Raw genomic sequence first — 12,602 nt, 5'->3', positions numbered from 1 at the left:
CCAGCAGCATCCTTTCCGGCGAAAACCCGCCCCGCCCGGCCGCAAACAGAATAATCAGCAGCGTCAGCAGCGCACCGAGGCTGGCCGCAGGCAGCAGCCAGCCGTAAGCGTCACCGGGCACGATAAACAGCATAATCACCACGCCGAACGCCGCACCGGAGCTGATGCCCAGCACTTCCGGGCTGGCCATCGGGTTGCCGGTCAGGCGCTGCATCACGCAGCCCGCCACCCCGAGCATCATCCCGGTAGCCAGCGCGGCCACGGTGCGCGGCATGCGCCACGGCTGCAGCTGCTGCCACAGTTCGCCGCTGGCCCACACCCAGCCCCCGGCGTTGCGCCCAAAGCTCAGCGCCACCGCAATCATCAGCAGCAGCACGCCGCCGCCCAGCAGCGCCCACAGCCAGATGCGCTGGCGTTCCACCGGCACCACGTCACCGGCGTTCAGGGCCGGCGGCACCGGGCCGGTGCGCAGGCGCGGCAGCAGCCACAGCAGCAGCGGCGCGCCAATCACCGCCGTCACCGTGCCGGTGGAGATCTCACCGAGCAGGCTGGCCAGCCACAGCACGCCCTGATCGGCCAGCCACAGCAGCAGCGCGCCGAGCAGCGGTGCCACCAGCAGACGGCTGCCGAGGCGGCGCACGCCGATCATCTTCGCCAGCAGCGGTGCAAACAGGCCGATAAAGCCGATAATACCGGCGGCGTTAACCAGCGAGGCGCTGAGCAGGATCGCCAGCGTCAGCACGCCGATCCTGGCAAGCGAGATCGCCAGCCCGAGGTTTTTCGCCACGCCGTCATCCAGCCCCATCAGCGTCATCGGCCGCAGCAACAGCAGCACCAGCAGCGCGCCCGCCAGCAGGCGCGGCCAGATAAACTCAACGTTGCTCCAGTCCATCTGGTTCAGCGAACCGGTGCTCCACAGGAACATATTCTGCAGCTGGTCATGGTTGAAGATGGCGAAGATCTGGTTGGCGGCACCGCAGTACAGCGACACCACCAGCCCGGCAAGGATCAGCGTCACCGGCGACATGCGTTTACCCCACGCCACGCCAAACACCACCATCCCCACCACCACCGCGCCGATCAGCGCCGCCAGCTGCTGGGTCAGCAGGCCGCCCGGCAGGCTCCACAGCGTGACGATGGTGATGCCCAGCTGTGCGCCGCTGGCCACCCCCAGCGTGGCCGGTTCGGCCAGCGGGTTACGCAGCACCTGCTGGAACAGCAGGCCGACCAGGCCCAGCCCGGCCCCGACCAGCAGCGACAGCGACAGCCGCGGCAGCAGGCTGTAGTGAAACACCATCTGCGCAATGCTGCCGCTGTCCGGCGCGGCCAGCGCGGTCAGCCACTGCGCGGCGGGCAGCTGATGACCGAGGTTGACCCACGTCAGCGTCAGCGCCATCAGCAACAGCGCCACCGGTAGCAGCACCGCTAAACGACTCCGTTCGATCATGCTGCCTCCAGCGCGTGTTCAAGGCTGTACACCAGCTGCATGGCCGACAGCGTCGCGCCGTAGAACCAGACGCGCGGCATCGTTTTGAACCGCCCTTCGCGGACAAACGCGAACGACTGCCACAGCGGCGTGGCAAACACCTGCTGCTCAATCGCTGTATTACCGTGGCCGTAGCAGATCACGTCAACGTCGCGGAACGCCGCCAGCCGTTCAATGCCAATCACCGCGCTGCCCCAGAAGGAGCTCTCGCCCTGCCAGGCGTTCTGCAGCCCCAGCTCGTCCAGCACCTCCTGGAACAGGCCGTTGGCGGTAAACACGATAGCGTGACGGGTATCGAGGATCGACATCAGCAGCAATGGCCGGCGCGCGCGCTCGTGCAGCCGCACCTTCGCGGCCGCCAGCAGCGCCGCCAGCTCGCTGAGATGAGCCTGCGCCTGCGCCTCGCGGCCGATGCGTTGCGCCAGCGTCACCAGCGAGCGGCGGGCGTTGCTGAGCGGTTTGCCCTTTCCGTCGTTAAAGCTGAAGCCCATCCACGGCGCGATGCGCTGGAAACCGGTCGGTGCCGGGCCGTAGCCTTCCGAATAGATAATCAGCGAAGGTTTCATCTGGGTGATCAGTTCAAGGTTGGGTTCGGTACGCAGGCCCACGTCCACCACGTCCGGCGGCAGTTTGGGTTCACCGACCCAGTCCCGGTAACCGTGCAGCTCGGCGGCACCGATCGGCATCACGCCCAGCGCAAGCAACAGCTCCAGCGGCAGCCACTCAATGGCAATCACGCGGTGAGCATCCACCTGAGGTTCCGCCGCAAGTGCAAATTTCATCAGCAGCGGCGAACAGGCCAGTGCCGCCAGCAGGCGGCGTCGGGTTAATTGCGGGTTCACAGCACTCATCCTCAGTAGACAAAACTCACCGGGGCACCGCCCTGCGGGTGCGGTAAAATCCCCATCGGAATGCCGTAAATTTTCTCCAGCACGTCGCCGTGCATAATGGCTTCCGGCGCGCCCTGGGCAATCATCTCACCGCCGCGCAGCGCCACCAGATGATCGCAGTAGCGTGCCGCCATATTGATATCGTGCAGCACCGCAATTACCGTCAGGCCGCGCTGGTGGCTGAGCCGCTGGATCAGCGCCAGCACGTCCACCTGGTGGGCGATATCCAGCGCCGAGGTCGGCTCATCCAGCAGCAGGCAGCGGCTGTTCTGCGCCACCAGCATCGCGATCCAGGCGCGCTGCCGCTCGCCGCCGGAGAGGCTGTCCACCAGCCGCTGGGCAAAGGGTTTCAGGCCCACCAGCGCAATCGCCTCGTCCACCCGCTCGCGGTCTTCCACGCCGTAACGCCCCAGCGCGCCGTGCCACGGGTAGCGGCCGATCGCCACCAGCTCGCGTACCGTCATCCCCTCGGCGGCCGGCAGCTGCTGCGGCAGATAGGCCACCTGGCGGGCAAACGCCTTGCTCTGCCAGCCGTCAACCGGCTGGTCATTGAGCAGCACCCGCCCGTCGCTGGCCGCATGGTGGCGGCCGAGCATTTTCAGCAGGGTGGATTTGCCGGAGCCGTTATGACCGATCAGGCCACACACCTTTCCCGCCGGAAAGGTCAGCGACAGCGGATGCAGCAGCGTTCTGCCAGGGACGGTAAAAGAGACGTTATCAAGCGTAAAGGTACTGTCTGTAGCAGGCTGAGATGACATAGCGTTCTTCTGATTTGGCGGGCGCGGCCTGATGCCGCGCCCGGTTAACGATTAAAAACGGAAGGTGGCGGTACCGGTGATGCTGCGCTCCGCGCCCCAGTAGCAGGCATAGTCCTGGTAGCAGCTGGCAACGTATTCGCGGTCAAGCAGATTGCTGACGTTAACACCGACAGACGAGCCTGGCAGGCCAAAGCGAGCCAGATCGTATTTCACCGTTGCATCTACCGTGGTGTACGGTGCAACGGTGAACTCACGGTTGTACTGGCTACCCGTGGTGTAACGACCAACACTTTCCCCAACATACCGGGCACCTGCACCCACGGTGAGGCCACTGAGTGCCGTTTCAGTGAAGGTATAGTCAGCCCACAACGAAGCCATCTGACGCGGTACCTGCACCGGATGTTGCCCCTGCAGGTTGGTATCATCGGTATATTTCGCATCGGTATAGGTGTAAGACGCCATCAGATTGATGTTCAGATTAACCGCTGCTTTGGCTTCCAGCTCCACGCCGCGCGAGCGAATCTCACCGGTCTGAATACTGGCGAAAATATTGTTCGGATCGGTAGTCAGGTTCTTACTTTTGGTCAGTTCATACACCGCCGCCGTCAGCACAACCGGGCGGTCTTTAGGCACAAACTTAATCCCACCCTCATACTGTTTCGCGCGTGAAGGTGCAAACGCCTTGCCGTCACCGGATTTACCCGCCGTCGGGATAAAGGATTCGCTGTAGCTGAAGTAAGGTGCGATACCGTTATCAAAGACGTAGTTAATACCACCGCGCCAGGTGAATGCCTGATCGTTACGTTTATCCAGCGGATCAACCCCGCTGGCGGCGATGCGATTATAGACTGAGGTCATCGCGTAGTCGTAACGGCCGCCCAGCGTCAGCACCCAGCGGTTCCACTCCAGCTGATCCTGCGCGTACAAACCGGTCTGCTGCTGTTTATTCACCGCATTATTGGGGTAGTTGGTGGTGTAGCTTTCATTGCCATACTGCGGGTTCAGCAGATCCAGCGGCGCGGCCAGGCCGTAACCGAATTTAGCGTTTACATCATTGCGGTTACGCTGGAAATCCACACCGAGCAGCAACGTATGGTCAACATCGCCAGTGGCGAATTTTGCCTGTGCCTGCGTATCCACTGCAAAATTGGTCATCTCTTCCTGAGACAGCGCAATCGAGCGGTTAAGTGTTGTGGTGCCCGCTATCAGCCCTACACCATAGATACTACGGTAATCAGTGTTGACCTTCGCCAGGCGCAGGTTCTGATGGAACGACCAGGTCTCATCAAACTTATGATCGAGGCTGTAGCCGACCATCTGCTGCTTGCGGGCGATACCGTTATAGTTGGCTTCACCATCATCAAAGTTAGTTGGCAACTTATGCTGACTGCCTGCTGCGTCTGTCAGCGGAACGACCGTTCCTTCACGCGGCAGCCAGCCGTAATAGCCGGTTTCCGGTTCGTTCTGGAAGTAGCTCAGGAAGGTGAAGTGAGTATCGGCATTGGGCTGCCAGCTGAACGATGGTGCGATGGTGTAGCGCTTCTCTTTACTTTTGACCTGCTGCGTATCGGCACTGCGCGCCAGCCCGGTCAGGCGATAAGAAAATTCGTTGCTGTCATCCAGCGCACCGCCAAAGTCAAATCCGGTGGAGTAGAGATTGTGCGTGCCCATCTGGAACTGCACTTCACGCAGCGTTTCGGTGGTCGGACGCTTGCTGACCATCGCCACCACGCCGCCCGGGCTGCTTTTGCCGTACAGCACAGAGGCCGGGCCACGCAGAAGCTCCACACGCTCGAGGAAGTAAGGATCTATGGCGAATTCTGAATAGTAGTCGGATGACAAACGTAAGCCGTCAAGATACTGATTCGTATTCGTCTCACTAAAGCCACGGATCGCCAGCGCGTCAATCACGTTGGATGAACCGCGGTTGCCGACCATCACGCCTGGCATATAGCCCAGCGCCTCTTTCACCGACTGCGGCTGGCGCAGTTCGATCTCCTGGCGGGTGACGATCGACACCGACTGCGGGGTCTTTTCAATCGCGGTATCGGTTTTGGTACCGGTGGCGCTCTGTCTGGCAGCGATGGTCGCGGCCGGGCCCCATGCGCTTTCCTGCGCTTCGCCGTTCGCCTGTGCGCTAACGGTCAGAGTCTGTTCTTCTGCCGCCACGCTGCTGCCGATTCCGCTCAGGGAAAGGGCAACAAAGACCGCCAGCTGACGCTTGCGGGTGTTAACGGTTCGGGTACTGGAAAGTTTGCTGCGCATAGTTGCCATCTGATGTTCTCTGACAAGGATAAAGTCAACCGGGTGAATGTAAAACGAAACGATAATAATTATTATAACGATTGGATAATATGCGAAAGGGGTTCATTTCTGCAAGAAAAAACCCCTTACCAACACGGCGCTAAGCCTTGTCAGATAAGGGGTTCCCGGGGGTCTGGCGCTAACTAAATGATTCGATTAGAACTGGAAGGTGGCAGTAGCAATAATACGGCGATCGTTACCCCAGAAGCACATGTTGTCTGAGCCGCAGCTGGCAACATAGTGGCGGTCAAACAGGTTCTGCACGTTCAGCGCCAGCGATGAACCGGGCAGGTTAAACCGCGCAAGATCGTAGCTCATCAGAGCATCCACCACCGTGAAGCCGGTGGTTTTAAAATCGTTGCGGCTGTTGCCCCAGGCGCTGCCGACGTAACGCACCCCGCTGCCCAGCTTCAGGCCGCTCAGTGCCGTTTCATGGAATGTGTAATCCAGCCACGCTGATGCCATATTTTTGGGCACCTGCGTCGGCCGCTTATCGGCATTGCTGCCGAGGTCGCGGGAATAGCGCATATCCGTATAGGTATAGGCAGCCGTGGCATTGATACTGGCACTGAGCGCGCCCTTCGCTTCCAGCTCAACGCCGCGTGAGCGCAGTTTGCCGGTCTGGATTTGGTACCTGAAATGGTTCGGATCTGACATCAGATTGTGGCTGCGCGTCAGCTGAAACAGCGCCGCGGTCACCGACACCGGTCGATCGGACGGCAGATATTTCACCCCGACCTCATACTGCCTGCCGCGCGTGGGCACAAAGGCACGCTTGTCGAAATCGGTACCGCTGGTCGGCTCAAAGGATTCACTGTAGCCAAAATAAGGCGTGATGCCGTTATCAAACAGATAGTTTAACCCGCCGCGCCAGGTAAACTGCGCATCGTTTTTGCGGGTGGTTTTTCTGGCGTCCTTGTCATAAGAGGAGGTCATCGCCCAGTCGTAACGCCCGCCCAGCGTTAACAGCCACCGTTTCCACTGCGCCTGATCCTGAGTGTAGAGGCCGGTCTGCTGCTGCTTTATCAGCTGATTCTGCCAGCCGTAAAGCGCGGCGGTGACCTTGTCATTACCGTAATGCGGATCCAGCATATCAATCGGCTCTGCCCCACCGTACCACCCGCTCATATCATCGCGCATATGCACATAGTCAACGCCAAACAGCAGGCGGTGACCCACCGGGCCGGATGACAGGCTGCCTTCCAGCTGGGTGTCCACATCCATATTCGACAGCCGTTCGTCATCCTTCGCCGAAGCACGCATCAGCGTCTGCGGAGCCTGGTACCCGTTGCCGTTAATGCCAAAGTAATGGGAGTCCAGGTGCATATAGCGCAGGTTCTGCCGTACCTGCCAGTTATCGTTCAGATCGTGGCTGAAGCGGTAGCCGACCAGATTCTGGCTGCGTTTCAGGCGGGTACTCTTTTCCCCGTCCATAAAATCGGTCGGCAGCTTGTGCTGTTTGCCGTCCCTGCCGGTAAAGGGCACCACCGTACCCTGACGCGGCAGCCAGCCCCAGAAACCGACGTCGGGATCGTGCTGGAAGCTGGTCAGCAGCGTCAGCGAGGTATGTTCATCCGGCTGCCAGCGGAACGATGGCGCGATGCTATAGCGCTTCTCTTTCGGCCCCTGCGCCTGGGTGTCGCCGCTTCGCGCCACGCCGGTCAGCCGCCAGCTGTAGCGGGCATCGTCATTCAGCACATCGCCGAAATCAAAGCCGGTCTGCCACAGGTTGCGCGTTCCCGCCTTAAACTGGATTTCACGCAGGCGCTTCCCCGTCGGCTGCTTGCTGAACAGTGACACCACCCCGCCCGGGTTGCTTCTGCCGTACAGCACCGATGAGGGGCCGCGCAGCACTTCAATGCGCTCCAGCAGATAAGGGTCAACGGAGGGCTGCGCATAGTTGTTGCCCTGCAGCCGCAGGCCATCCATATACTCGTCAAGGTTCCACTCGCCGAATCCGCGCACCTTAAGATTGTCGTAAAAGGCGGAAGGCCCGGTGGAATCCACCATCACCCCCGCCGTATAGCCCAGCGCCTCCTTCACCGACTGAGGCTGGCGGGTATCCAGCTCCTGGCGGGTCACCACCGACAGCGACTGGGGGATTTTTTTGATCTCAGTTGCGGTTTTACTGCCGGACACGCTGCGCTTCGCGGCGATGGTGGCCGCTGAACCCCAGGCATCCTCTTTTACCGGCTCAGGTGCGGTAACGGTCATCGTGGCATCGTCTGCCCGTACAGCACCGCCCGCCAGCAGCAGTGACAGCGGGATCAGCCCCTGCAGCAGAGCCTGCAGACAACGCGGCAGCGATCGCGTTCGGGGCGGACAGCATGATACGGCGGCGGGATGAGGGGGGGCTGTTCGGTAATCTACGGGTGTTTCTCTGGTGATCGACATAGCAGTTTGTCCCTTAATAAAGGCCCTTCTGTTTCGGGTTAGCAAAGTAGCAATGTGATTACAGCGGGAAGGGGATCAAAAGAGCGCTGGCGCGGAATTCAGCACAGCGGGTACAAGGGAGCAGGCGCTCCCCTGTTAAGGATTTGTTACTGTGTGGCCGTCGGTTTCAGTTCAGCACTCGCCTGCTTCAGCGCCTGCTGAAAGGCCGGTAGGGTTTGCAGACGGGCAAATTCCACCGCGCCCACGTAACGGCCGGCGTTAACGTCACTCTGCCAGTGCGCACCGCAGATCACCCGGCTCTGGCCATAATCCCAGGCGCGCTTTGCCAGCTCCTGGGCACGATCGGGGCGAACCTGTGCCAGCACCAGCGCGGTCAGCGTACCAAAGGTGGTGTGCCCGGAGGGATAGGAGCCGTTTTTACGCAGCCCTTCTTCATCGCTCACCGGCTGACAGGTGTGATGACCAAACACCACAAAGGGCCGAACGCGCATATAGTGCTCCTTGGCCGCGGCCGGGGCATCCACCGCGCCCGCGACCAGCAGATCGCCGAGCAGCGTCCAGGTCGCCGGGGTCTTTTTCTGGTCAATCGGCGTGCCCAGCACCTGCGAGAAAATCTGCGCGACGTTAGCAATGTGCAGATCGGCATCGGAGGTGGCCTGTTGCCAGCGCGGCGAACCTTTCATGGCATAGCCCTTCAGGTAGGCAGCCTCATCCTCTTTATAATCCGCGCTTCCTTTATCCGGCGGTGACGGCAGATAGTACTCGCTGTTCACCGATCCTTCCGGGGCATGCAGCGGCTCGCCAGGCGGCTGCCCTAACAGCTCGGTCATCTGGTCGGCCTGCGCAGCCAGTGGGGACAGCAGAACACTGCTCAGCAATAGCGCACTCATCCTGTACTGATGTTTCATAATAAGATCCCTGTATGATTGATTGCGCGTCCATACTTACCCATAAGGCATGGATAAAATGCGAGCCAGATCAATTTACCGGATACTTCTGGAACCAAATAACATAAAAAAGCATTTGAAATCAAAGCACTTTAAGACTTCAAGTAACATAAGGCGCTAATAAATACTTATCAGTGACATAAAAAAAAGCCTGCACGTGGCAGGCTTTTTTTTCATGCAGATAACGCGCGTTAACGCTGGATTACTGGCCGAACATATCCTTAATCCAGCCCGCCACACCGTCACTGTCTTTCTGCTCGTTCTGCTGCGGCTGCCCCTGCTGGCCCTGCTGCGCCTGCGGCGGGGGTTGCTGCTGCAGCATCTGCTGCTGCTGAACCTGCTGCTGCTGCTGGCACAGCGCCTGGGCATCCGTGGTCCACACCGGCAGCCTGCGCCAGCTGCTGCTGGCGCTGTCGCAGACGAAGCTGCCGGCCGAATCGACGCTCATCGGTGCGATATCCTCCGGCGGCGTCAGCTGCAGCGGCAGCGGCGCCTGGTTCTCCAGGTAACGGCGATAGAGCTGCATCGCACCGCTGGCCCCGTACAGCTTGGTCGGCTGGTTGTTATCGCGGCCGATCCAGGTGATCGCCACCTCTTTACCGTCGATACCGGCGAACCAGCTGTCAATCAGGTCATTGGTGGTACCGGTCTTACCGGCAAGCGTGGCTTTCGGGAATTTCGCCCCCAGCGCCCGCGCGGTACCGTGATCGGCCACCTGCTGCAGCGTGTACAGCGTCAGGTAGGCGGCCTGCGCCGGCACCGCACGTTCCGCCTGCGGGAAGCTCTGGAACAGCACGCTTCCATCTTCGGCAATCACCGACCGCACCGCCGACAGCGGCGCACGGCTGCCACCGCTGGCGATGGTCTGGAACGCCTGCGCCACTTCAATCGGCGTCAGGTTCAGCGCACCGAGCAGCATCGCCGGTACCGGCTTCAGCTGATCGGCAGGCACGCCGAGTTTGGTCCAGGTGTCCACCACCTGCGGCAGCCCCAGCGTCATACCGAGGTTTACGGTCGGCACGTTCATTGAGTTGGTCAGCGCATCCACCAGCATCACCTGGCCGCTAAAGCGGCGGTCATCGTTCTGCGGTTTCCACACCTGGCCATTCGGCTGCTTCAGGGCGATCGGGTTATCGGCAATCCAGCTGTTCAGACGATAGGCATCAGGCTGGCTCAGCGCGGTCAGATAGGTGGCCGGTTTCGCCAGCGATCCGATAGAACGGCGCGCCTGCAGCGCACGGTTGTAGCCGGCAAACTGCGGATCGGCACCGCCGACCATCGCCCGCACTTCGCCGCTAAAGCGATCGACCACCACCATCGCGGTTTCCAGATCGTTCAGGCCGCGCTGCTTACGCAGGGCCGGGATCCCCTCTTCCACCGCTTTTTCCGCCGCATCCTGCGACACGGAATCCAGCGTGGTGAAGATTTTCACCCCGGAGAGATCTTTCACCTTATCGCCCAGCTTCGCCTGCAGTTCGTTACGCACCATCTGCATAAAGGCCGGCTGTGGCGTGATCACGCCACCTTTCGGCTGCACGCCCAGCGGACGCGCGCTCAGCATATCGTACAGCTCCTGGTCGATCACCTTCTGCTGCTGCAGCAGGCGCAGCACCAGATTACGGCGTTCCAGCGCCAGTTTCGGGTTACGCCACGGGTTATACAGCGACGCGCCTTTCACCATGCCGACCAGCAGCGCCTGCTGATCGAGGCTCAGCTCATCCACCGGGCGGCCAAAGTAGTAGAGGCTGGCCAGCGGGAAGCCGCGGATCTGATCGTTACCGGCCTGGCCGAGATACACCTCGTTCAGGTAGAGCTCCAGAATACGGTCTTTGCTGTAGCGCGCGTCCATAATCAGCGCCATATAGGCTTCATTGGCCTTACGCCACAGCGAACGCTCGTTGGTCAGGAACAGGTTCTTCACCAGCTGCTGAGTCAGCGTACTGCCGCCCTGCACCGCACGACCGGCGGTGATATTGGCAAGGAATGCACGGCCAATCGAGTAGAAGCTGATACCGTCATGCTGGTAGAAGTGGCGATCTTCGGTGGCCACCAGGGTATCGACCAGCAGGTCCGGGAAACCGGCACGCGGCACAAACAGGCGCTGCTCGCCGTTCGGCGACTGCAGCATGGTGATCAGCCGCGGGTCAAGGCGGAAGAAGCCGAAGCTGCGGCCGCTGTCGAGGTTCTTGATATCGCTGAGCTGGTCACCGCTGAAGGTCAGCCGCGCGCGGATCTGCCCCTCTTTGCTGTCGGGGAAATCAAACGGGCGGCGGATCATCTCAATGCTGTTGCCCTGCACGGTGAACTCCCCGGGCCGGGTCATGCGCGTCACTTCGCGATACTGCGTGCCTTCCAGCAGCGCAATCATCTCTTTCTTGTTGTACGACATGCCCGGCTCAAGGCTGACCATGCGGCCATACACCGTCGCCGGCAGCTGCCAGACTTTGCCGTCAATACGGCTGCGGATCTGCGAATCCAGGTAAACGCCGTAGATCGCCATCAGCACCGCAAAAATCACCAGCAGCTTGACTAACAGCCAGAACCAGCCGCGCCGTTTGCGCGGCGTCGATCCCTTGCCTTTTCCTTTGCGTGGCACCGGTGTTACCTCCTCTTCCTGTTCATCATCCCGATCGTAGTCATCCTCATCCTCCCTGCGGCGGCCCCGTCCCGCCGTACTTCGCGGGGGTTTTGGCTGCTTTCCTTTACGTCCGATAGGTTCGCGATCGTCAGACATGCGTTTTCTTTCTCCGGAAACGGGCGTCGGCCAGGCCGACTACTCTGTTCTTACTCAGACCATTGCGGAAGGGGAACCTTCTGAAATGGAGGGATTAATTCGGTGTACTAAATTTTTTGACCCGCCGGGTCGGCTGCGCGTTTGCCGGGTCGTCAGGCCACAGATGTTTCGGGTAGCGACCTTTCATCTCTTTCTGCACCTCACGCCAGGCACCGGCCCAGAACGCCGCCAGATCGCGGGTGATCTGCAGCGGGCGTTGCGCGGGGGAGAGCAGTTCCAGCACCAGCGGCACGCGACCGGCGGCAACGGTGGGGTTTTGCGCCTCGCCGTACATCTCCTGCAGGCGCACCGCCAGCACCGGCGGCTTATCTTCATGATAGCCGATGGGCAGGCGGCTTCCGGTGGGCACAGTGTAATGAGTTGGCAGAGCACTATCCAGCTGCTGACGTTGTGACCATGTGAGCAATTGTAAGAGCGCGGCGTAAATATCCACCTGCTTCAGCGCCCTGCCATCGCCGACCCCACTCATGGCCGGCAGCAGCCACTGTTCCAGCGTCGCCAGCAGCGCCGCGTCATCCACCGCCGGCCAGTCGTGCTCCGGCAGCCAGCGTGCGGCGCAGATCAGCCGCAGGCGCAGCTGCTGCGCCTGTACGCTCCAGTTCAGCACCGCCAGCCCCTTCTGCCGTACCCAGCGCAGCATGGCGGCGTGCAGATCGGGCGCGTCCGGCTTGGCCAGCGGCTGTGATTTTAGCACCAGCTGGCCAATTTGCTCGCGGCGCCAGGCGCGCAGCGTCGCCTTCTCGTCGTCCCACTCCACTTCCGTCTGCTTTTGCACCAGCGCGGGCAGCTCGCGCAGCAGCGGCTCCAGCGAAATCGGCAGCGCCTGCAGGATGCGCGCTTCGCTCTGGCTGCCGCTCTGCAGCAGCTGTGGCGCGATCAGCCATTCATAATGGGTCAGCGCGTCATCATGGTCCAGCGACGCCCCGCTGCCGTTAGCCAGCTGATAGCGACCATCGTCGCCGCGCCGTCGGGCAATGCGGTCCGGAAAGGCGGCCGCCAGCAGCCGCGGCAGCCGCGCCGGGTCGGGCT

Annotated in this window: 8 protein-coding genes; all 8 read right to left on the bottom strand. The window is 61.1% G+C overall.

Translation table 11 applies throughout. The annotated features are described in order from the left end of the window. A partial coding sequence (locus tag NV64_RS16255) for an iron ABC transporter permease (protein WP_233209008.1) occupies window positions 1-1,447 on the bottom strand: 1,447 nt, incomplete at its 3' end. Continuing rightward, window positions 1,444-2,328 (bottom strand): Fe(3+)-hydroxamate ABC transporter substrate-binding protein FhuD, encoded by an 885-nt coding sequence (fhuD, locus tag NV64_RS16250; protein WP_255410334.1) that lies wholly within the window; start codon window positions 2,326-2,328, stop codon window positions 1,444-1,446. The genes fhuD and NV64_RS16255, both read right to left, overlap by 4 nt. Window positions 2,329-2,339: 11 nt before the next feature. After that, entirely contained in the window at window positions 2,340-3,134 is a 795-nt protein-coding gene (fhuC, locus tag NV64_RS16245) for a Fe3+-hydroxamate ABC transporter ATP-binding protein FhuC (protein ID WP_101506325.1), read from the bottom strand. A 51-nt stretch (window positions 3,135-3,185) separates the two neighbouring features. Then, entirely contained in the window at window positions 3,186-5,408 is a 2,223-nt protein-coding gene (fhuA, locus tag NV64_RS16240) for a ferrichrome porin FhuA (protein ID WP_101506324.1), read from the bottom strand. Between the two features lie 186 nt (window positions 5,409-5,594). Further along, a complete protein-coding gene (gene fhuA, locus NV64_RS16235) occupies window positions 5,595-7,832 on the bottom strand; it encodes a ferrichrome porin FhuA (protein WP_101506323.1) in 2,238 nt (745 codons plus the stop codon). 146 nt (window positions 7,833-7,978) lie between these two features. Beyond that, window positions 7,979-8,740, bottom strand: coding sequence for a phosphatase PAP2 family protein (locus tag NV64_RS16230; protein WP_304529226.1), 762 nt, complete (start codon window positions 8,738-8,740; stop codon window positions 7,979-7,981). A gap of 241 nt (window positions 8,741-8,981) precedes the next feature. Then, the gene (gene mrcB / locus NV64_RS16225; RefSeq protein WP_101506322.1) at window positions 8,982-11,513 is read right to left on the bottom strand and encodes a bifunctional glycosyl transferase/transpeptidase; all 2,532 of its coding nucleotides are present in this window, start codon (window positions 11,511-11,513) and stop codon (window positions 8,982-8,984) included. A 94-nt stretch (window positions 11,514-11,607) separates the two neighbouring features. Then, the coding region (locus tag NV64_RS16220) for an ATP-dependent helicase C-terminal domain-containing protein (protein ID WP_304529225.1) at window positions 11,608-12,602 on the bottom strand (995 nt) is incomplete at its 5' end.

This window comes from Erwinia sp. B116, assembly GCF_002865965.1.
In the GTDB taxonomy this organism is placed as follows: domain Bacteria; phylum Pseudomonadota; class Gammaproteobacteria; order Enterobacterales; family Enterobacteriaceae; genus Erwinia.
The sequence above is the reverse complement of the archived record's forward strand: the minus strand, read 5'-3'. Positions and strand labels throughout refer to the sequence as shown.

What these genes read in the sequence shown, in the direction of transcription:
- fhuA (WP_101506323.1), bottom strand. Translation starts at nt 7,832, where the DNA reads ATGTCGATCACCAGAGAAACACCCGTAGATTACCGAACAGCCCCCCCT.
- mrcB (WP_101506322.1), bottom strand. Translation starts at nt 11,513, where the DNA reads ATGTCTGACGATCGCGAACCTATCGGACGTAAAGGAAAGCAGCCAAAA.
- NV64_RS16230 (WP_304529226.1), bottom strand. Translation starts at nt 8,740, where the DNA reads ATGAAACATCAGTACAGGATGAGTGCGCTATTGCTGAGCAGTGTTCTG.
- fhuC (WP_101506325.1), bottom strand. Translation starts at nt 3,134, where the DNA reads ATGTCATCTCAGCCTGCTACAGACAGTACCTTTACGCTTGATAACGTC.
- fhuA (WP_101506324.1), bottom strand. Translation starts at nt 5,408, where the DNA reads ATGGCAACTATGCGCAGCAAACTTTCCAGTACCCGAACCGTTAACACC.